Origin of the sequence: Streptomyces huiliensis, from assembly GCF_020037025.1 — a bacterium.
GTDB classification, from domain to species: domain Bacteria; phylum Actinomycetota; class Actinomycetes; order Streptomycetales; family Streptomycetaceae; genus Streptomyces; species Streptomyces huiliensis.
Map to the genome: position 1 here is coordinate 1 of NZ_JAIQLH010000168.1, position 21,159 is coordinate 21,159.

Sequence of the window (21,159 nt, forward strand, 5' to 3'; positions counted from 1 at the left end):
GGCGCCGGGCTGGTGTGGATCCCGCGCCGGGCCGGGGAGCGCGGCGCGGTCGAGGCGGGAGCGCTGCCCGGGCTGCTGCCCGGCGGCCGGCCCGCCACCGATCCGCGCGCCCGTGAGGAGACGGCCGCCGTCTGGGGCCTGCCCGAGCTGCCGCGCGGCACGGGCCGGGACACCGGTCAGATCGTCGAGGCCGCCGCCACCGGCGAGTTGGCCGCCCTGCTCGTCGCCGGGGTGGAGCCCGCCGACCTGCCGGACCCCGGGCGGGCGCGTGAAGCGCTGGACGCGGTCGGCTTCCTGGTCTCGCTGGAGCAGCGGCCGAGCGAGGTGACGGACCGGGCGGACGTGGTCTTCCCCGTCTCGGCCGTCGTCGAGCGGTCCGGGACGTTCGTCGACTGGGAGGGCCGGGCCCGCCCGTTCGAGGCCGCGCTCAAGCCCGACCAGATGGTCCGTCGGCACGTCCTGCCCGACCTGCGCGTCCTGCACCTGCTCGCCGACGCGATGGCCGCGGAGGCGGCGGGTCCGCAGCAGGCCGTGCCGCTGCGGCTGCCCGACGTCCGGGCGGCGCGCGCCGAACTGGCCCGGCTGGGCCGCTGGACCGGCGCCCGCGCCGCAGATCCCGCCGAACCCGCCCGCCCGGTGCCCACCGCGGGCCCGGGCGAGGCCGTGCTCGCCGGCCACCGGCTGCTGCTCGACCAGGGCCGGCTCCAGGACGGCGACGACGCCCTGGCCGCCACCCGGCACCCGGCCGTCGCCCGCCTCTCCCCGGCGACGGCGGCCGAGACGGGCGTCGTGGACGGCGAGCCGCTGGCCGTCACCGGACCGGCCGGCACCGTCCGGCTGCCGCTGCTGATCACGCCCATGCCGGACCGGGTGGTCTGGCTCCCGCTCAACTCCACGGGCGGCGGCGTCGCCTCCGACACCGGGGCGCGCCCCGGGGAGGCCGTGCGCATCGCACCCGGCGGGGACCCCGAGGGACCGGAGGTGCTGTCGTGATCCCCGCCGTGGACGCGGTCCGGCCGGGGGAGCCCGGCTCCCCGCTCGGCCTGGCCGTCGAGAACCTCTCGATGTTCGGCCACGACCCCTGGTGGCTGGTGGTCGTCAAGGCCGTCTTCTGCTTCGCGTTCGTGATGCTGACGGTGCTGGTTTCGATCGTCATGGAACGCAAGTTGATCGGCTGGATGCAGCTGCGCATCGGCCCCAACCGGCACGGCCCCTGGGGGATGCTCCAGTCGCTGGCCGACGGTGTGAAGCTGATGCTGAAGGAAGACATCGTCGTCAAGCGCGCCGACAAGGTCGTGTACGTGCTGGCGCCGATCGTCGCGGCCGTCCCGGCGTTCATGGCGATCGCGGTGATCCCGTTCGGGCCCGCCGGCGACGAGGTGTCGATCTTCGGCACCCGGACCACGATGCAGCTCACCGACCTGCCCATCGGCGTCCTCTACATCCTGGCCACGGCCTCCGTCGGCATCTACGGGATCGTCCTCGGCGGCTGGTCCTCCGGCTCCACGTACCCGCTGCTCGGCGGTCTCCGCTCCTGCGCCCAGATGATCTCCTACGAGATCGCGATGGGGCTGTCGTTCGCCGCGGTCTTCCTCTACTCCGGCTCGATGTCCACCTCGGCGATCGTGGACGCGCAGCACAACCGCTGGTACGTGCTGCTGCTGCCGGTCTCCTTCATCGTCTACATCGTCGCGATGGTCGGCGAGACGAACCGGGCGCCGTTCGACCTGCCGGAGTCCGAGGGCGACCTGGTCGGCGGCTTCAACACCGAGTACTCGTCGATCAAGTTCGCGATGTTCATGCTCGCCGAGTACGTGAACATGGTGACGGTCTCGTCGGTCGCGGTGACGCTGTTCCTGGGCGGCTGGCGGGCGCCGTACCCGGTCTCGGCCTTCTGGGAGGGCGCGAACCACGGCTGGTGGCCGATGCTCTGGTTCGTCATCAAGCTCCAGTTGCTGCTGTTCTTCTTCATCTGGCTGCGCGCGACCCTGCCCCGGCTGCGCTACGACCAGTTCATGAAGCTGGGCTGGAAGATCCTCATCCCGGTCTCGATGGTCTGGCTGATGCTCGTGGCGACCGTGCGGGCGCTGCGGAACGAGGACTACGACTTCCAGTCGATCGTCCTCTACGTCGCGGGCGCGGTCGTCGCGATCCTGCTGGTCTCCTTCGTCGCCGACCTCTTCCGGGGCCGGGGCGAGCCGGGGCGCGAAGTGCCCGACGGCGACGGCGATTTCGATCCCTTGGCGGGCGGCTACCCCGTCCCGCCGCTGCCCGGGCAGACGCTGCCGCCGGTGCCGCGCCGCAGGTCACGGCGGGACCGGGAGCTCAGCGAGGTCTCTGTCAGTGGTGGGGTGCATACTCTGAGTGACGAGTCCGACGGATCTCGTGGACCTCGTGGACCTCGTGACGGAAAGGAGGCCGGCGGTGCCTGAGTCTGCCCGCGAGGGCGCCCCGCGTCCCCGCAAGAACCCCGTGGCCGGTTTCGGGGTGACGTTCAAGGACGTCTTCAAGAAGCGGCTGACCGAGCAGTATCCGGAGTACAAGAAGCCCACCGCGCCGCGCTTCCACGGCCGGCACCAGCTCAACCGCCATCCGGACGGCCTGGAGAAGTGCATCGGCTGCGAGCTGTGCGCCTGGGCCTGCCCGGCCGACGCCATCTACGTCGAGGGCGCGGACAACACGGACGAGGAGCGCTACTCGCCGGGCGAGCGGTACGGGCGCGTCTACCAGATCAACTACCTGCGCTGCATCCTGTGCGGGCTGTGCGTCGAGGCGTGCCCGACCCGGGCGCTCACCATGACGAACGAGTACGAACTCGCCGACAAGAGCCGGGAATCGCTCATCTACACCAAGGAGGAGCTGCTCGCCGGCCTGGAGGACGGCATGGTCGACTCCCCGCACGCGATCTTCCCCGGCATGACCGAACAGGACTACTACCGGGGGCTGGTGACCGAGGCGGCGCCCGGCACCGAGCGCCAAGTGGCGGTCAGCAAGGGCGAGAAGCCCGCGTCCGAGGGGGTGGAGGCGTGAACGGCGTGATCGCGGCCGGGGACTCCGTCACCTCCACCGGCGAGGCCGTCCAGTTCTGGATCCTCGCGGTCGTCGCCACGGGCGGCGCGCTGGCCACGGTGCTGATGAGGAAGGCGGTGCACAGCGCCCTCTCCCTCGCGGGGACGATGATCGTGCTGGCGGTGTTCTACCTCGCCAACGGCGCCTACTTCCTGGGCATCGTGCAGATCGTCGTCTACACCGGCGCGATCATGATGCTGTTCCTCTTCGTGGTCATGCTCGTCGGCGTCTCCGCCGCCGACTCGCTCCGCGAGACCATCCGGGGCCAGCGGTGGCTGGCCGCCCTGTGCGGGCTGGGCTTCGGCATCCTGCTGGTCGCCGGCATCGCCAACGCCTCGCTGCACCACTTCGACGGGCTCGGCCAGGCCAACTCCGGCGGCAACGTCGAGGGGCTCGCCGCCCTGGTCTTCACCAAGTACGTCTTCGCCTTCGAGATCACCGGCGCCCTGCTGATCACCGCCGCGGTCGGAGCCATGGTGCTCACCCACCGCGAGCGCATCCGCCGGGCCGCCACCCAGAAGGAGCTGTCGCGGCAGCGGGTGCGGGAGAACGCCCACGTGGCGCCGCTGCCCGCGCCCGGCACCTACGCCCGGCACAACGCCAACGACATCCCCGCCCTGCTGCCGGACGGCACCCCGTCCGAGCTCAGCGTCAGCCCGACGCTCCGCGCCCGCGGCCAGGTGCGGGACGTCTCCGGCGAGGCGCTCGCGGACCTCGCGGCGCTGGAGCAGCGGTCGCGCGAGTGGCTGGAGCGCGACGGCGACGAGGACCGGAAGGGAGCCGTCAAGTGAACCCGGTCAGCTATCTCTACCTGTCCGCCCTGCTGTTCACCATCGGGGGCGTCGGGGTGCTCGTCCGGCGGAACGCGATCGTCGTCTTCATGTGCGTCGAGCTGATGCTGAACGCCTGCAACCTGGCGTTCGTCACCTTCTCCCGGATGCACGGCAACCTCGACGGCCAGATCATCGCCTTCTTCACGATGGTCGTCGCCGCGGCCGAGGTCGTCGTCGGACTCGCGATCATCGTCTCGGTCTACCGCGCCCGCCACTCGGCCTCGGTCGACGACGCCAGTCTGCTGAAGCTGTAAGGGGACGCCGCCAATGGAGAACCTCATCGGACTGCTCGTCCTCGCGCCCCTGCTGGGGGCGGGGATCCTGCTCTGCGGCGGCCGGGCCCTGGACCGCGTCGGCCACTGGCTGGGCACCCTGCTCGCGGCCGTCTCCTTCGCCCTCGGCGCCGTGCTCTTCGCCGACATGCTGGGCCGCGACGCCGAGGACCGCGCGCTGGACGTCACCGTCTTCCAGTGGGTGCCGGTCGGCGGTTTCCGCGCCGACGTCGGCTTCCACCTCGACCAGCTGTCCATGACCTTCGTCCTGCTGATCACGGGCGTGGGCACGCTGATCCACCTGTACTCCGTGGGGTACATGGAGCACGACGAGCGGCGCCGCCGCTTCTTCGGCTACCTGAACCTCTTCCTCGCCGCGATGCTGCTGCTCGTCGTGGCCGACAACTACCTGCTGCTGTACGTCGGGTGGGAGGGCGTCGGCCTGGCGTCCTACCTGCTGATCGGCTTCTGGCAGCACAAGCCGAGCGCCGCGACCGCCGCCAAGAAGGCGTTCCTCGTCAACCGCGTCGGCGACGTCGGCCTGTCCATCGCGATCATGCTGATGTTCACCACGTTCGGCACCTTCGCCTTCGACCCGGTGCTCGGCGACGCGGACCGGGCGGGCGAGGGCAAACTGACGGCGATCGGGCTGATGCTCCTCCTCGCCGCCTGCGGCAAGTCCGCCCAGGTGCCGCTGCAGAGCTGGCTCGGGGACGCAATGGAGGGCCCGACCCCGGTCTCCGCCCTGATCCACGCGGCCACCATGGTGACCGCCGGCGTCTACCTGATCACCCGCTCCGGCGCGATCTTCGAGGGGGCGCCGGACGCCCAGCTGGCCGTGGTCACGGTCGGGGCGGTCACGCTCCTCTTCGGTGCGATCGTCGGTTGCGCGAAGGACGACATCAAGAAGGCGCTGGCCGGTTCGACGATGTCGCAGATCGGCTACATGGTGCTCGCCGCCGGGCTCGGCCCGATCGGCTACGTCTTCGCGATCATGCACCTGGTGACCCACGGCTTCTTCAAGGCCGGGCTGTTCCTCGGTGCCGGGTCGGTCATGCACGGCATGAACGACGAGGTGGACATGCGCCGTTACGGCGGCCTGTGGCGCTACATGCCGGTCACCTTCGTCACCTTCGGACTCGGCTACCTCGCCATCATCGGGTTCCCCGGCCTGTCGGGCTTCTTCTCCAAGGACAAGATCATCGAGGCGGCGTTCGCCAAGGGCGGCACCGAGGGCTGGATCCTCGGCGGCACGGCCCTGCTCGGCGCGGCCATCACCGCGTACTACATGACCCGCGTGATGATCATGACCTTCTTCGGTGAGAAGCGCTGGGCCCCGGCCCCGTCGCCGGACCGGCCGAGCGCAGAGCCCGCCGCGGAGAAGCACGGCGACGGGACGCACGGCGCCGGGGAGCTCCCGCACCCGCACGAGTCGCCGAAGTCGATGACGATCCCGATGATCCTGCTCGCCGTCGGATCGGTCTTCGCGGGCGGGCTGTTCACCCTCAACGACACCTTCCTGAAGTGGCTGGAGCCCGTCACCGGGCATGAGGAGGGCGACTCCCCGGTCAGCGCGCTCACCGTCACCGGGGCGACCATGGCCGTCCTCGTCGTCGGCGTCGCGCTCGCCTGGGCCCAGTACGGCCGCAAGCCCGTCCCCGTCACCCCGCCCCGCGGCTCGCTCCTCACCCGGGCGGCCCGCCGCGACCTGCTCCAGGACGACTTCAACCACATCGTCCTCGTACGCGGCGGGGAGCAGCTCACCCGCGGCCTGGAGGCGATCGACCGCACGGTGGTGGACGGCGCCGTCAACGGGACCGCCGTCACCGTCGGCGGCCTCTCCGGCCGGATGCGCCGGCTGCAGAACGGCTACGCGCGGTCGTACGCGGTCTCGATGTTCGGCGGCGCGGCGGTGCTGATCGCCGCGACCCTGCTGATGAGGGCGGTTTGATCATGTCATTTCCCCTGCTCACCGCGACGGCCGCGGTCCCCGCCGCGGGCGCGGTCCTCACCGCGGCGGTCCCGGCCGCCAAGCGCGAGGCGGCCAAGTGGCTCGCGCTCCTCTTCGCCCTGGCGACCCTGGGCCTCGCCGCCGTCCAGCTCGCCCGCTTCGACCCGGACGGGAAGACCTTCCAGCTCACCGAATCACACGCCTGGATCGCGGACTTCGGGGTCCGCTACGAACTGGGCGTCGACGGGATCGGCGTGGTCCTCGTCGCCCTGACGGCGCTGCTCGTGCCGTTCGTCCTGCTGGCCGGCTGGCACGACGCCGAGCCGCTGGAGACCGCGGCGGCGGACCGGCGCTGGCGGCCCACCCAGGGCTTCTTCGCCCTGATCCTGATGGTCGAGGCGATGGTGGTGATCTCCTTCGAGGCCACCGACGTCTTCCTCTTCTACGTCTTCTTCGAAGCCATGCTCATCCCGATGTACTTCCTCATCGGCGGCTTCGGGGACCGGACCGGGGAGCCCGCCGACGCGGGCGAGGCGGCGGCCCGCCGCTCGCGCGCCGCCGTGAAGTTCCTCCTCTACAACCTCGCCGGCGGGCTCGTCATGCTGGCCGCGGTGGTCGGCCTGTACGCGGTCACCGCCGACCAGCTGGGCGCCGGCACCTTCTCGCTCCAGGAGATCGTCCAGGCCCGGTCCTCCGGCGACCTCAAATTCGCCACCGTCACCGAACGCGCCCTGTTCCTCGGCTTCTTCTTCGCCTTCGCCGTCAAGGCACCGCTCTGGCCGCTGCACACCTGGCTGCCCGGTGCGATGGGCGAGGCCACCGCGCCCGTGGCCGTCCTGATCACCGCCGTGGTCGACAAGGTCGGCACCTTCGCGATGCTGCGGTTCTGCCTCCAGCTCTTCCCCGGGGCGTCGAAGTGGGCCACTCCGGTGATCATCGCGCTGGCGCTGGTCAGCATCCTCTACGGCGCCCTGCTCGCCGTCGCCCAGCGTGACATCAAGCGGCTGATCGCCTACGCCTCGATCTCCCACTTCGGCTTCATCATCCTCGGCGTCTTCGCGATGACCACCCAGGGCCAGGGCGGCGCCACGCTCTACATGGTCAACCACGGGATCTCCACCGCCGCGCTGATGCTGGTCGCGGGCTTCCTGATCAGCCGCCGCGGCTCCCGGCTCATCGCCGACTACGGCGGGGTGCAGAAGGTCGCCCCGGTCCTCGCGGGCACCTTCCTGATCGGCGGCCTGGCCACGCTCTCGCTGCCCGGCCTGGCGCCGTTCGTCTCCGAATTCCTGGTCCTGGTCGGCACCTTCACCCGCTACCCGGTGGCGGGCGCGATCGCCACCGTCGGCATCGTCCTCGCCGCGCTCTACGTCCTGGTGCTCTACCAGCGCACCATGACGGGCCCGGTGAAGGAGTCCGTGCGGGGCATGCCCGACCTGCGGGCCCGCGAACTCGTCGTCGTCACCCCGCTGATCGCCCTGCTCCTCTTCCTGGGCGTCTACCCGAAGCCGGTGACGCGGATCCTCGACCCCGCCGTCGAACACACCATGTCCCAGGTCCACAAGACCGACCCCCGGCCCGATGTCCGGGTGAGCACCGCGGAGGGCGCGAAGTGAGCCGAGCAGCCGCCGTCCACAGCCTGTGGACGGATTCGTCCGTGTCGGCGGTCCTCGCCGACGCCCCGAGGAAGATCCCCGCACCGCACATCGAGTACGCCCAGCTCTCACCGGTGCTGATCGTCCTCGGCGCCGCCGTGGTGGCCGTCCTCGCGGAGGCGTTCCTGCCGCGCAGGTCCCGCCACCTCGCCCAGGTGGCGATCACCGTCGTCGGACTCGCCGCCGCGTTCGCCGCCGTCGTCGCGCTCGCGGCCAAGGGCTACGCGACAGGGAAGGCGCACGTGGCGGCGATGGGCGCGGTCGCCGTCGACGGCCCGGCCCTCTTCCTCCAGGGCACGATCCTCCTCGTCGCCCTGGTCGCCGCCCTCGGCTTCGCCGAACGCCGGCTCGACCCCGCCGCGCACGGCCGTCCCGTCGACTCGTTCGCCGCCCAGGGCGCCGCCGTCCCCGGCGGCGACGCCGAACAGGAGGCGGTGAAGGCCGGCTGGACCACCAGCGAGGTCTTCCCGCTGCTGCTGTTCGCGGTCGCCGGCATGCTGGTGTTCCCGGCCGCCGACGACCTGCTGACCCTCTTCGTCGCGCTGGAGGTCTTCTCCCTCCCGCTGTACGTCCTGTGCGCGCTGGCCCGCCGCAAGCGGCTGCTCTCCCAGGAAGCGGCGGTCAAGTACTTCCTCCTCGGCGCCTTCTCCTCCGCCATCCTCCTCTTCGGCGTGGCCCTGCTCTACGGCTACGCCGGCACCGTCACCTACTCCGGCATCGCCGACGTCGTCAACGGCACCGTCCGCACCGTCTCGCCGGCCCTCGCCTCCTCCACGGGCAACGACGCGCTGCTGCTCATCGGCGGCGCGATGGTCCTCATGGGCCTGCTCTTCAAGGTCGGCGCCGCGCCCTTCCACATGTGGACGCCCGACGTCTACCAGGGCGCCCCCACGCCCGTCACCGGCTTCATGGCCGCCGCCACCAAGGTCGCCGCCTTCGGCGCCCTGCTCCGGCTGCTGTACGTCGTCCTGCCCGGGCTGCGCTGGGACTGGCGGCCGGTCATGTGGGGCGTCGCCATCCTGACGATGCTGGTCGGCGCGATCGTCGCCATCACCCAGACGGACGTGAAGCGGCTCCTCGCCTACTCGTCCATCGCCCACGCCGGCTTCATCCTCGCCGGCGTCATCGCCATCAGCCCCGACGGCGTCTCCTCCGTCCTCTTCTACCTGGCCGCCTACTCCTTCGTCACCCTCGGCGCCTTCGCCGTCGTGACCCTGGTCCGGGACGCCGGCGGCGAGGCGACCCAGCTGTCCAAGTGGGCCGGCCTCGGCCGGCGTTCCCCCCTCGTCGCCGCCGTCTTCGCCGTCTTCCTCCTCGCCTTCGCCGGCATCCCACTGACCAGCGGCTTCGCCGGCAAGTTCGCCGTCTTCAAGGCCGCGGCCGCGAGCGGCGGCGCTCCGCTGGTGATCGTGGGTGTGGTGTCCTCGGCCATCGCCGCGTTCTTCTACGTCCGAGTGATCGTCCTGATGTTCTTCAACGAGCCGCGCGCGGACGGACCCACGGTCGCCGTCCCGAGCCCTCTGACGTCGGTGGCGATCGGGGTGGGAGTCGTAGTGACGCTGGTGCTCGGCGTGGCGCCACAGTACTTCCTGGATCTGGCGGGGGACGCGGGGGTGTTCGTGCGCTGAGGGTGCCCCAGCCCCCTTTGTTCGCGGCTTCGCCGCTCGTCCTCAAGCGCCGGGCGGGCTGCATCAGCCCGTCCGGCGCTTGAGGGCAACCGCGCGGAGCGCGGTTTCGGGTGCGAGGCCCGCCCCCGCAAGAAACGGGAAGGGGCGGGCCTGGGGACCCCCCTACCGGCTCCCGGCGGGAAGCACGCGGCCCGCCACCTCGCCGAGGCCGATCCGGGCGCCGTTCGGGCCCGGGGCCCAGGCTGTGAGCAGGACCTCGTCGCCGTCCGCGAGGAACGGGCCCTTGCCGGCGGTGATTTCGAGCAGGCAGCCGAGCTGGTCCGACTCCGGGCCGCTCACCGTGCCGGACGCGTAGAAGTCGCCGGTCCGGAGGGAGGCGCCGTTCACGGTCATGTGGGCGAGCTGCTGGGCGGCCGTCCAGTACATGGCGGAGAAGGGCGGGCGGGAGACGACCTCGCCGTTGATGCGGACCTCCAGGCGGATGTCGATGCCGCCGGGCTCGGGGGCGTCCGCGTCGTCGAGGTAGGGGAGCAGCGGGAAGTCGCGGGGCGGGGGCGCGACGCGGGACGCGTCGAGGGCCTCCAGGGGGGTGATCCAGGCGGATACCGAGGTCGCGAAGGACTTGCCGAGGAACGGGCCGAGCGGCACGTACTCCCAGGACTGGATGTCGCGCGCGGACCAGTCGTTGACGAGGCAGACGCCGAAGACGTGGTCGCGGAAGGCGTCCAGCGGCACGGGCGTCCGGGCCGGTGCCGGGGTGCCGACGACGAAGCCGACCTCGGCCTCGATGTCCAGCCGCCGGGACGGGCCGAACGAGGGCAGCTCCTCGTCGGGCGCCTTGCGCTGCCCCTGGGGGCGTACGACGTCCGTGCCCGAGACGACGACCGTGCCCGCGCGCCCGTGGTAACCGATGGGCAGGTGCTTCCAGTTCGGCGGCAGTGCCTCGCCGTTGGGGCGGAAGATGCGCCCCGCGTTGGTCGCGTGGTGCTCGCTCGCGTAGAAGTCGACGTAGTCCGCGACCTCGAACGGCAGGTGCAGGGTCACTTCGTCCAGCGGATGGGCGTGGCCGCCGGGCAGGGTCCCGTCGTCGAGCATGCCGCGGATCTCGGCGCGGACCGCCTGCCAGACCGGGCGCCCGGCGGCCATCAGCGGGTTGAGGACCGGCTGGTCCAGCAGATCGGCGTACGCGGACCCGCGCTCGGCGGCGGCGGTCGCCGCGTCGAGCACGTACGCGCCGTAGCGCACGCCGATCCGCGGGTGGTCGGGGGCGTTCGGGGTGGTGAAGACGCCATAGGGGAGTGCGTCCGCGCCGAAGGGGTCTCCTTCGGGCAGTTCGTGGGGGCTGTGCTGGGGCATGGGTCTCGCGGCCTCGCCTTCTCCACTCGGAATGCACGTCACCATGCACGTCGGATGCACGGGAGCCACACATTACGGGTTGACGGCCGACGGGCAAGAGCTGTTCGAGGGCCGTTCCCGCCCTGGGAAACGGTGTTCTAAAGCGGGGAAAAGGTAGGGCAATGTCCGGTAACTCCTTGCTGGAGGCGATGATTCCGAAGTAGCGTCCTAAGTCGGGTCACACACAGTGGGGGGCCGCTGAGGCGGGGTGGCCGAGGGGGGAGCTGGTGGCGAGCAGGAGCGCGTCCGTATCGGCGGACCGGTCAGTGCCCGGGTTGATCGTGAAGTTCGGTGACTATCCCCTGCACCATGGCGGCGTCGGGGCGATCCGCAGCCTCGGAAGACTCGGCGTACCGATGTACGCGATCACCGAGGACCGGTGGACTCCCGCGGCCGTCTCGCGATATCTGAGCGCCGGCTTCGTCTGGCCGACGACCGGCACCGAACGGGCCGGGGAGCTGGTGGCGGGCCTGCTCCGGATAGGCGAGCGGATCGGCCGTCCGACCGTGCTGCTGCCCACCGACGAGGAGGCGGCCGTGCTCATCGCCGAGCACGCGGACGCGCTGGCCGGCCCGTTCCTCTTCCCGCCGGTGGAACGGGAGTTGCCCCGGCGGCTGGCGAGCAAGCAAGGGCTGTACGAGTTGTGCGTGGAGCACGGGGTGCCGGCACCCGCGACGCTGTTCCCCGCCACCTACGAGGAGATCGAGAAGTACGCCGGCACCGCCGTCTTCCCCGTGGTGGCCAAGAACCGCGAGGCGTTCGAGCGCCGCCGCCGGCCGGCCGTGGCCGGGACGACCCGGATCGCCGACGCCCGCCGGCTGCTGGAGCTGGCCCGCGAGTGGGGGCCCGCGCCCGGTGTGATCCTCCAGGAGTACCTGCCGCGCGAGGAGGCCGAGGACTGGATCGTCCACGCCTACTTCGACGCCGACAGCGCGCCGCGCGCCCTGTTCACCGGCGTCAAGGTGCGCTCCTGGCCGCCGCACGCGGGCATGACCGCCAACGCCTACGTCGTCGACAACCCCGAACTGGCGGCTATTTCCGCCCAGTTCATCAAGCAGATCGGCTTCTGCGGCATCGTCGACCTCGACTGGCGGTTCGACCGCCGCGACGGGCGGTACAAGCTGCTCGACTTCAACCCCCGGATGGGCGCCCAGTTCCGGCTCTTCGAGAGCGAGGCGGGCATAGACGTCGTCCGCGCCCAGCACCTCGACCTCACCGGGCGGGCGGTCCCCGAGGGCGAGCAGCTGACCGGCCGGCGGTTCGTCGTCGAGAACATCGACCTGCCCGCCCTCGCCGCGTACCGCCGCAGCGGCTACACCACCCCGCACGCGCCCGCCCGCGCCAACGGCACGGAGCTCGCCTGGGCCGCGCGGGACGACATGAAACCGTTCCTGACCATGCTCGCCCGGCTCGTCCGGCCCGGGACCAGACACCTGTGGCAGATGTGGCGCTCCCGGCGCCGCGCCCACGCGGCCGCCGCCCGGGCGGCGGCCGCCCCGCCGACCGTCGTGGCCGAGCGGACGGAGTGACGGGCGGGGGCCCGGCCCCGGGCTCCGGCCGGAGACGGACGGCTCAGGACGGCCGGGGGTGGCCGGGGGTGACCGTGGGGCCGAGGGTGGCCGTGGGGCCGAGGGTGGCCGTGGGGCCGAGGGGGGGACCGCGCCTGCGAGGACGACCACGCCGGCCGCCGTGCCACCCCCGCACCACACCCACCCCCGCACCACACCCACCCCCGCACCACACCCACCCCCGCACCACACCCACCCCCGCACCACACCCACCCCCGCACCACACCCACCCCCGCACCACACCCACCCCCGTTCCACCCCGCAATTCCCGCGTACGCGCCGCGTACGCGGAGGTGACGCAGCAGACCGGCCCCGCGGGCGCGGGCCGGGAAACGCCCTGGGAGGGGACACGTGACACTTCCGGTAGCAGTCATCGGGGCCGGCCCCTACGGCCTGTCGACCGCAGCGCATCTGAAGGCGCGCGGCGTTCCGACGCGCGTCTTCGGCTCGCCGATGGTGAGCTGGCGGGAGCACATGCCCGTCGGGATGCTGTTGAAATCCACCCCCTCGGCCTCGGACATCGACGCTCCGCAGCCCGGCCACACGCTGCTCGACTACTGCGTGGAGGCGGGGGAGCGGCGTTACGAGTCCGACTGGGACATCATTCCCGTCGAGACGTTCGCGGCGTACGGGCAGTGGTTCCAGCAGCGGCTGGTGCCGGGGCTCGAGCAGGTGCGGGTGAAGTCCGTGGAGCGGCGCCAGGGCGGTCCCGGCTTCGAGCTCAAGCTGGACTCCGGCGAGCAGTTCGCCGCCCGCGCGGTCGTGGTGGCCACCGGCCTGAGCGGGCTGGCCCGGGTGCCCGACGAGCTGGCCGCGGCGGTGCCCGACGGCCCGGCCGAGGGCGGCCCGTTCTCGCACAGCTCGCACCACCGCGATCTGACCGGCTTCGCCGGCCGGCACGTCGCCGTGATCGGCGCGGGCCAGTCCGCCCTGGAGACCGCCGTCCTGCTCGCGGAGGCGGGCGCCGCCTCGGTGCGGGTCGTCGCCCGGCGGCGCGGGGCGGTCCGGTTCGGGGCGGCGCCGGACGGGCAGTCGCCGCTGAAGCCGGACACCCCGTTCGGGCGGGCCTGGTCGCTGTACGCGTTCTCTTACCACGCGGACGGCTTCCGCCGGCTGCCCCCGAGCACCCGCGAGTACCTGGTCCGCCGGGTCCTCGGGCCGCTCGGCGCCTGGTGGCTGCGCGAGCGCTTCGTGGGCCGGGTGCAGGTCACGGAGGGCAAGCGGATCGTCCGGGCCCGGCTGGTGGAGGGCCGCCCGGTGCTCACGCTGGCCGGGGCCGTCGGCGGGGCGGAGAGCGAGCTCGCCGCCGACCACGTGATCGCCGCCACCGGCTACCAGGTCGACCTGGCCGCCCTGGACTTCCTCGGCGACACCGTCCGCGCCCGGCTGGCGGCGAGCGCCGGCGGTCCCCGCCTCGGCGCGGGGTACCAGTCGTCGGTCCCCGGGCTCTTCTTCACGGGCCTGCCGGCGGCGGCGAGCTACGGCCCTGTGATGCGGTTCGTCTGCGGGACGACGTACGCGTCGCCGCGGCTGGCACGGGCGGTGGCGGCGCTCTGACGGGCCGTGACCGCCGGGTGGTGTCCCCCACAGGGGGCACTTCTCGTCACACCGATCACACGGAGGTGGTGTTCGAGGCGGGAGGGAGTGGGAGAGAACGGCGGGGAGGGCGGCGGGGACGAAAAGGCCCGGAGTCGACACTTCCGCTTCTTGTCGCCCCCGGTCCGCGCCCGCCCGTTCCCGGCCGCCCCCGCCGCCTCCGTCCACCCCCCTCCGTCCAGTCGCCGGACGGGCTGATTCCGGCCCGTCCGGCCCCTATTCGACGGGCGGGGGCCGCCGGAGCGGGCCGCGAGCGGGCGGGGGCCGGCCCGGAAATCGGCCGGGAAGCAGTCGAGGGGAAGCCGCGAAGAAGGGGACAAAACGCCCCGGGGAGGGCCGGTGACGGGCCACTGTTCGGGCAGCCGCCCACGGTGATCCACAACCGACCGGATACGCTGACTTTTGGTGAAGACAGCGACACATCGACAATCCCCGTGATCGCAGGCAGACAGGAGTACCCCTCGTGACCGTCGTCGGGCCCTTCGGGCTGAGCGTGCGGGACCAGGCTCTTGAAGCCGATGTCCAGGCCGGGTTGGCCGCTGTCGAGGAGGGCCTCCTGGAGGCCACCAAGAGCGGTGTGCCCTTCATCACCGAAGCCGCGCAGCACCTCGTCCGCGCCGGCGGCAAGCGTTTCCGGCCGCTGCTGGTGATGCTCGCCGCCCAGTTCGGCGACCCGTACGCGCCCGGCGTGGTGCCCTCGGCCGTGGTCGTCGAGCTCACCCACCTCGCCACCCTCTACCACGACGACGTCATGGACGAGGCGGACATGCGCCGCGGGGCGCCCAGCGCCAACGCCCGCTGGGGCAACTCCCTGGCCGTCCTCACCGGCGACTTCCTCTTCTCCCGCGCGTCCCGGGTCCTCGCCGACCTCGGCCCCGAGGCCGTCCGGATCCAGGCCGAGGCGTTCGAACGCCTGGTGACCGGCCAGATCCTGGAGACCGCGGGCCCGCTCGACGGGCGCGACCCGATCGAGCACTACCTCGACGTCATCGGTGGCAAGACCGGCTCGCTGATCGCCGTCGCCGGCCGCTACGGCGCCATGATGTCCGGCGCGGACGAGCGCGTCGTGGAGACCCTGACCCACTACGGCGAGCGGCTCGGCACCGCCTTCCAGCTCGCCGACGACGTCCTCGACATCGCCAGCGACTCCCACGAGTCCGGCAAGACCCCCGGCACCGACCTGCGCGAGGGCATCCCCACCCTTCCCGTCCTGCACCTGCGGGCGCGGGCCGAGGCCACCGGCGACCCGGACGACCTGGAGCTGTGCGCCCTGCTGGACGGCGACCTCTCCGACGACGACCGGCTCGCCGAGGTCCTGCGCCGGCTGCGCGTCCACCCGGCCCTGGAGCAGGCCCGCCGCGACACCGTCCGGTACGCCGAGGAGGCCCGCGCCACGCTGGCGCCGCTGCCCGCGTGCCCGGCCAGAACCGCGCTGGAAGAGCTCTGCGACGCGGTCGTGCACCGCGCGGGCTGAGGCGCCGAAGGGGCGACGGCACCGCGAGGGCGGCGGCACCGCGAGGGCGGCGGCACCGCGAGGGCGGCGGCACCGCGAGGGCGGCGGCACCGCGAGGGCGGCGGCACCGCGAGGGCGGCGGCACCGCGAGGGCGGCGGTGCCGAAGGAGAGACGGCCCGAAGGAGAGACGGCCCGAAGGAGAGACGGCCCGAAGGAGAGACGGCCCGAAGGAGAGACGGCCCGAAGGAGAGACGGCCCGAAGGAGAGACGGCCCGAAGGAGCCCGGCGCGACCGGGCTCGATGCAATCCTGACCGGTGCCGACCGGAACCGGCGCGAACGGGATCGGCGTCGAGCGGAACCGGCGCGATTGGGATGAGCGTGCTGCCGTGGACCGACGGGAACCGGCCGCCGGGGGACGACGTCGCGAACCGGCCATCGAGCGTCCAACCTCAATCGGGACGAATTCCGCATTCCCAAGTGGCGGTTCTCCCTCCATTGTTGCCGGGACGGCCCCGCGTGCCGGACGCGCTCACCGCCCGGCGGAACCCCGCTCCTCCTCGCGGCGGTTCGTCCCCTAGGGGTTGTCATACCCGAGAGGTACCGTGAGTTGGGTCCGGCGGCTGATGACCGGAGCGCCGCGCGTTGGTGGAATGGACGGAGTCGTGCGGGACGACGGGAGGACGCCCCTCCCGGCCGGCTCCGGCGCCCCCACCGAGCGGTCGGGCCACCATGAGCCTGGGGACGGGCGAGTGCACGACGCGAGAGACCGCCGCAGACGACGGAGGTAGAGCACATGGCACGGATCCAACCGACACCCGGCGCCGACGGCCACGAGCCGGCCGGGGCCACCGGGCCCTCGGGGGCCGGCCGCCGCAAGGCCGTCCGTTACGCGGTCCCCGTCGCGGTGGCCGGCGTCGCCGCCGCCACGATCGGCATCGGCTCGGCCCTCGCCACCTCGGGCGACCCCGACCTGCCGAAGATCACCGCCCAGGAGCTGATAGCCAAGGTCGCCGCCTCGGACGTGCAGCGGCTGTCCGGCTCGGTCCGCGTCACCACCGACCTCGGCCTGCCCTCCCTCCCGTCGGGCATCTCGCTCGGCGGGGCGATGGGCAAGGCCGGCGGCGAGGGCAAGGGCAAGGCCGACGCGAACCCGGCCGGCAAGCTCACCGAACTCGCCTCCGGATCGCACACGCTGCGCGTCGCCGCGGACGGCCCGGACAAGCAGCGGGTGTCCATCGTCGAACGCGCCGCGGAGTACAGCCTCGTCCGCAACGGTGATCAGGTCTGGGCGTACGACAGCGGCAGCAACACGGCGTACCACGCGACGGCTCCCAAGAACGCGCCCGGTCCCAAGAACGCGCCCGGGAAGGGCAAGGGCCGCGAGCTGCCCGACGGGCTCGCCGACGCCTCCCCGCAGGAGCTCGCGAAGAAGGCCCTCGCCGCGGCGGAGGGCACCACCGACGTGGCGGTCGACGGCACGGCCAAGGTGGCCGGCCGGGACGCCTACCGGCTGACCCTCAAGCCCAAGCAGAGCGAGTCGACCGTCGGGACGATCCGGATCGCCGTGGACGCGAAGAACGGCGTCCCGCTGAAGTTCACGCTCACCCCGAAGGGCGGCGGCAAGGCGGCCGTCGACGTGGCCTTCACCAAGGTCTCCTTCGACCGGCCGAGCGCCTCCACCTTCTCGTTCACCCCGCCGAAGGGCGCGAAGGTGACCGAGGGCAAGCCGGGTGGGGACGGCGGCCACGGCAAGGGCCGGCTTCCGGCCGCTCCCGGCACGGACACCGCGTCCGCGCCGAAGACGACGGGCACCGGCTGGGCCACCGTCGCCGAGCTCGACGCGGGCAAGGGCGCGGGCGGCGGCATGGGAGCCGGTGGCAAGGGCGTCGGCCCGAAGGGCGGGGCGCACGGGAAGCACGCCAAGGACGCCGAGAAGCTGCTCGACAGCCTCGGCAGCAAGGTCACCGGTTCGTTCGGCTCCGGCCGGATCGTCAGCACCCGCCTGGTGAACGTGCTGCTGACGGACGACGGCAAGGTGTACGCGGGCGCGGTCACCAAGGAAGCGCTGCTGAAGGCCGCGAACTCGGCCCGGTAGAACGGGTGGGGTGAGCGGTACGGGGGAGGGGAGAGGGGCCTGTGACGGAGCCGGACGCGGTGACGGACATGGCGACGGAGGCGGGGACGGTCACGGACACGGACACGGACACGATGACGGAGTCGGAGCCGGAGCCGGAGCCGGTCATCGAGACACGCGGGCTGACCAAGCGCTACCGCGGCGGTCAGCTCGCGGTGGACGGCCTCGACCTCGTCGTGCCGCGCGGTAGCGTGTTCGGGTTCCTCGGTCCCAACGGATCGGGCAAGACGACGACGATCCGTATGCTCATGGGGCTGATCGAACCCACGTCCGGCCAGGCCCGGGTGCTCGGCGAGCCGATGCCCCGGGCCGGCGGCCGGGTGCTGCCCCGGGTGGGGGCGCTCATCGAGGGCCCGGCCCTCTACGGGTTCCTCTCCGGCCGCGACAACCTCGTCCGGTACGACGCCGCCGACCCCACGGCCGACCCGCGCACGCGGGCCGCCCGGGTGGCGTCGGCCCTGGACCGGGTGGGCCTGGCCGGGGCGGCGGGGAAGAAGGCCCGCGCGTACTCGCTCGGCATGAAGCAGCGGCTCGGCCTGGCCGCCGCCCTGCTCCAGCCGCGCGACCTGCTGGTTTTGGACGAGCCGACCAACGGGCTCGACCCGCAGGGCATGCGTGAGATCCGGGCCCTGGTGCGGGGACTGGCCGCCGAGGGCACCACCGTCTTCCTCTCCTCCCACCTCCTCGACGAGATCGAGCAGGTCTGCTCGCACGCCGCGGTGATGGCCCGCGGCCGGCTGCTCACCCAGGGCACGGTCGCCGACCTGGCCTCGTCCACCCGCGGCCGGCTGGCCGTGACCACCCCCGACACGGCGGACGCGGTCCGCGTCCTCAAGGAGCACGGCGTGAACGATCTGGTGGTCGCCGACGACCGCGTCACCGGCGAACTGCCCACCGCCGCCCCGCCGCCCGACCTCGCGGACCTCAACGCCGCCCTGGTCCGGGCGGACGTCCGCGTGCGCGCGTTCGGCACCGAACGGGTCTCGCTGGAGGACGCGTTCGTCGCGCTCACCGGGGAGGGCTTCGATGTCGCGGGCTGAGCCCGGGGCGGCTGCCGCGCCCGTCGCCGCCCGTCCGCCGCGGGCGGCCTGGCGGCTGTCCCTCTTCCGGAACGAGATCACCACCGTCTTCCGGCGCTGGCGCACGCTGGCGCTGCTCGGCGTGCTCGCCGCCGTGCCGCTGCTCGTCGGCATCGCCGTCAAGATCGAGACGAGCGACGGGGGCGGTTCGTTCGGCACCGGGGACGGCGGCGAAGGACCGGCCTTCGTCAGCCAGATCACCAACAACGGCCTCTTCCTCGTCTTCGCCTCGCTCGCCGCGACCCTGCCCTTCTTCCTGCCCATGGCGATCGGCGTGATCGCCGGGGACTCGGTCGCGGGCGAGGCGGGCAGCGGCACCCTGCGCTACCTGCTGGTCGCTCCGGCGGGGCGGACCCGGCTGTTGCTCGCCAAGTTCGCCAGCACGATGGTCTTCTGCCTCGCGGCCACCCTCGTCGTCGCCTGCTCCGCGCTGCTCGCTGGCGCTGTCCTCTTCCCGCTGGGGGACGTCACGCTGATCAGCGGGACGACGGTGTCCTTCGGCGAGGGGCTGCTGCGCGGCGTGGCCGTCGCCGGGGTGGTGGCCGCGTCCCTGATCGGCGTCGCGGCGCTCGGTCTCTTCGTCTCCACGCTCACCGGCAGCGGCATCGCGGCGATGGCGACGACGGTGGGGCTGCTGATCACGGTGCAGATCCTGGACCAGTTCCCGCAGCTGCACGCCATCCAGCCGTACCTGTTCCCGCACTACTGGCTGAGCTTCTCCGACCTGCTCCGGGAGCCGGTCTACTGGGACCAGATCGGGCGGAACCTGGGGCTCCAGGGGCTGTACGCGGCGGTGTTCGGGTCGGCGGCGTGGGCACGGTTCACGTCGAAGGACGTGCTGGCTTGACGGCTTGACGGCCTGACGGCTTGACGGCCTGACGAAGGCGGGGCGGGACGCCGAGCGACCCGCCCCGCCTTCGTCATCCGTCTCAGAAGGTGATCTTCCAGCCGTTGACGTTCCCGGTGTCCTGGGCGGCGACGTCCTGGACGCGGAGCTTCCAGGTGCCGTTGGCCGTCTCGGACGAGGCGTCGACGGTGTAGGTGGCGACGACGTCGGAGGCGGAGTCGTTGGCGCTGGACCCCTTCAGCCGGTAGGAACGGCCGCTCGGCCCGACGAGGTCGACGGTGAGGTCGCCGCGGTAGCTGTGCGAGATGTCCACGGCCACCTTGAGCGCGGCCGGGGCGTTGCCGGTGAGGCCGCTGACGGCGATCGGCGACTCGACGGCCGGACCGTTGTCGGGGATCGCGACGGACGCCTTGCTCTCGAAGCTGGTGCCGCCGGGCGGCTGGGTGGAGCCGCCGCCGCTGAGCTTCCAGACGGCGCCCGCGATGGCGGTGCTGTTGGTGCCGAGCGCCTTGTCGTCGATGTTCGAGATGGTGTCGCAGGAGCGGTGGTAGCAGCTGTCGAACGCCTTGCCCGCCGTCCCGCCCCAGTTACGGGCCTGAGCGGCGGTCTTGATGTAGTCCGCGCCGCTGAACAGGCCGCCCACACGGATGCCCGCCTGCTGGAACGGCGCGTGGTCCGAGCGTCCGTCGCCCTCGGTGTCGATCTCGGTGGCGATCTTCCGGGCGGCGAACCAGTCCTCGAAGAGGGTCTTCAGCGAGGCGTCGTACCCGTAGACGAAGTAGCCGGGGTTGGGCGACCCGATCATGTCGAAGTTCAGGTACGCGTCGATCTTCGACCGCTCGGTGGAGGGGAGTTGGTTGACGTAGTACGAGGAGCCGCGCATGCCGAGCTCCTCCGCGCCCCACCAGCCGAACCGCAGGTGCTTGTCCGGCTTGTAGCCGGACTTGGCCACGGTAAGCGCCACTTCCAGGACGCCGGCGGACCCGGAACCGTTGTCGTTGATCCCCGGCCCGGCGCTGACGGAGTCGAGGTGCGACCCGGCGAACACGACGTGGTTCGCGTCCCCGCCCGGCCAGTCGGCGATCAGGTTGTACCCGGTGGCGCCGCCGGTGGTGAACTGCTGCACGGTCGTCTTGTAACCGGCCGCGTCCAGCCTGCCCTTGACGTAGTCGATCGACGCTTTGTACCCGGCGCGACCGTGCGCCCGGTTGCCGCCGTTGGCATTCGCTATCGACTGCAACTGATTGAGGTGCGCCTTGACGTCGGCCGAGGGTATCTCGGGCGCGTCGGCGGCCCGTGGCGCTCTGGTCGCTGCCGCTGTGGGTACTGCCGCTGTTGCCGCGATGGCCGGAGACGCGCCGACGAGCGTCGCCGCCACAGCCGCCCCACACGCCAGCAGCCCGGCGGACCGGCGGCGTCTTCGGGGGCTGGTGGGCAGGGTGGGACCTTGGACATCAAGCATGGGGGGCTCCCGTCCTTTTGACGTGCCCATGATGTTCAAGGGGTTTTCGGAGATCCGTCAAGGGCGGAATTCGGACAGGGGGGTTCGGTATCCGGATATCGGGCGGGCGCCCCCGCGTGCGGGGACCGCAATCGTTACCCCCTCCTGGACACCGCCCCCCGGGGACCACCCCCGCGTGCGCGGGGACCACGAGCCCCACACCGTGGTCACCGAGG

At 72.4% G+C, this 21,159-nt stretch carries 16 protein-coding genes and 1 CRISPR repeat array (1 of these 17 only partly in view); of the genes, 14 read left to right on the forward strand and 2 right to left on the reverse strand.

The genetic code is table 11. The features are described 5' to 3' along the window. The 8 genes from JNW98_RS25040 to nuoN all read left to right on the forward strand — a co-directional run. Positions 1-993, forward strand: a 993-nt coding sequence (locus JNW98_RS25040; protein ID WP_223770555.1) for a molybdopterin dinucleotide binding domain-containing protein, incomplete at its 5' end; no start/stop codon positions are given. A gap of 71 nt (positions 994-1,064) precedes the next feature. Continuing rightward, positions 1,065-2,432: an NADH-quinone oxidoreductase subunit NuoH gene (nuoH, locus tag JNW98_RS25045; protein ID WP_223770574.1), complete on the forward strand. Its 1,368-nt coding sequence runs from the start codon at positions 1,065-1,067 to the stop codon at positions 2,430-2,432. Further along, positions 2,425-3,030 (forward strand): NADH-quinone oxidoreductase subunit NuoI, encoded by a 606-nt coding sequence (gene nuoI, locus JNW98_RS25050; protein WP_223770556.1) that lies wholly within the window; start codon positions 2,425-2,427, stop codon positions 3,028-3,030. Before nuoH ends, nuoI begins: the two co-directional genes overlap by 8 nt. Next, complete coding sequence (locus JNW98_RS25055; protein ID WP_223770557.1) at positions 3,027-3,860, forward strand: NADH-quinone oxidoreductase subunit J; 834 nt, start codon at positions 3,027-3,029, stop codon at positions 3,858-3,860. The genes nuoI and JNW98_RS25055 overlap by 4 nt, the downstream gene beginning before the upstream one ends. Then, complete coding sequence (gene nuoK, locus JNW98_RS25060; RefSeq protein ID WP_223770558.1) at positions 3,857-4,156, forward strand: NADH-quinone oxidoreductase subunit NuoK; 300 nt, start codon at positions 3,857-3,859, stop codon at positions 4,154-4,156. The genes JNW98_RS25055 and nuoK overlap by 4 nt, the downstream gene beginning before the upstream one ends. Positions 4,157-4,169: 13 nt before the next feature. Beyond that, positions 4,170-6,125, forward strand: a complete 1,956-nt coding sequence (gene nuoL, locus JNW98_RS25065) for an NADH-quinone oxidoreductase subunit L (protein WP_223770559.1) — start codon at positions 4,170-4,172, stop codon at positions 6,123-6,125. Between the two features lie 2 nt (positions 6,126-6,127). After that, the gene (locus JNW98_RS25070) at positions 6,128-7,741 is read left to right on the forward strand and encodes an NADH-quinone oxidoreductase subunit M (RefSeq protein ID WP_223770560.1); all 1,614 of its coding nucleotides are present in this window, start codon (positions 6,128-6,130) and stop codon (positions 7,739-7,741) included. Then, entirely contained in the window at positions 7,738-9,408 is a 1,671-nt protein-coding gene (gene nuoN / locus JNW98_RS25075; RefSeq protein ID WP_223770561.1) for an NADH-quinone oxidoreductase subunit NuoN, read from the forward strand. Before JNW98_RS25070 ends, nuoN begins: the two co-directional genes overlap by 4 nt. A 162-nt stretch (positions 9,409-9,570) precedes the next feature. On the opposite strand, the gene fahA is transcribed toward nuoN, so the two are convergent. Continuing rightward, positions 9,571-10,764, reverse strand: a complete 1,194-nt coding sequence (fahA, locus tag JNW98_RS25080) for a fumarylacetoacetase (RefSeq protein ID WP_223770562.1) — start codon at positions 10,762-10,764, stop codon at positions 9,571-9,573. A gap of 305 nt (positions 10,765-11,069) precedes the next feature. Between fahA and JNW98_RS25085 the strand changes: the two genes are divergently transcribed. From JNW98_RS25085 to JNW98_RS25110, 6 genes are all read left to right on the forward strand, one after another. Then, entirely contained in the window at positions 11,070-12,332 is a 1,263-nt protein-coding gene (locus tag JNW98_RS25085; protein WP_223770563.1) for a carboxylate--amine ligase, read from the forward strand. A 390-nt stretch (positions 12,333-12,722) separates the two neighbouring features. After that, positions 12,723-13,928: an FAD-dependent oxidoreductase gene (locus JNW98_RS25090; protein ID WP_223770564.1), complete on the forward strand. Its 1,206-nt coding sequence runs from the start codon at positions 12,723-12,725 to the stop codon at positions 13,926-13,928. A gap of 502 nt (positions 13,929-14,430) precedes the next feature. After that, complete coding sequence (locus JNW98_RS25095; RefSeq protein ID WP_223770565.1) at positions 14,431-15,441, forward strand: polyprenyl synthetase family protein; 1,011 nt, start codon at positions 14,431-14,433, stop codon at positions 15,439-15,441. A gap of 774 nt (positions 15,442-16,215) precedes the next feature. Next, positions 16,216-17,517, forward strand: coding sequence for a LolA family protein (locus JNW98_RS25100; RefSeq protein WP_223770566.1), 1,302 nt, complete (start codon positions 16,216-16,218; stop codon positions 17,515-17,517). Between the two features lie 113 nt (positions 17,518-17,630). Beyond that, the gene (locus tag JNW98_RS25105; RefSeq protein ID WP_223770575.1) at positions 17,631-18,596 is read left to right on the forward strand and encodes an ABC transporter ATP-binding protein; all 966 of its coding nucleotides are present in this window, start codon (positions 17,631-17,633) and stop codon (positions 18,594-18,596) included. Continuing rightward, positions 18,583-19,482 carry an ABC transporter permease gene (locus tag JNW98_RS25110; protein ID WP_223770567.1) on the forward strand — a complete coding sequence of 300 codons (900 nt, stop codon included), beginning with the start codon at positions 18,583-18,585 and terminating at the stop codon, positions 19,480-19,482. The genes JNW98_RS25105 and JNW98_RS25110 overlap by 14 nt, the downstream gene beginning before the upstream one ends. Before the next feature lie 82 nt (positions 19,483-19,564). Here JNW98_RS25110 and JNW98_RS25115 read toward each other — a convergent pair whose 3' ends face one another. Beyond that, complete coding sequence (locus JNW98_RS25115) at positions 19,565-20,944, reverse strand: M20/M25/M40 family metallo-hydrolase (RefSeq protein ID WP_223770568.1); 1,380 nt, start codon at positions 20,942-20,944, stop codon at positions 19,565-19,567. 161 nt (positions 20,945-21,105) lie between these two features. Continuing rightward, positions 21,106-21,159: a CRISPR direct-repeat array (repeat unit 29 nt; unit sequence GGGACCACCCCCGCGTGCGCGGGGACCAC) (it continues 524 nt past the right edge of the window).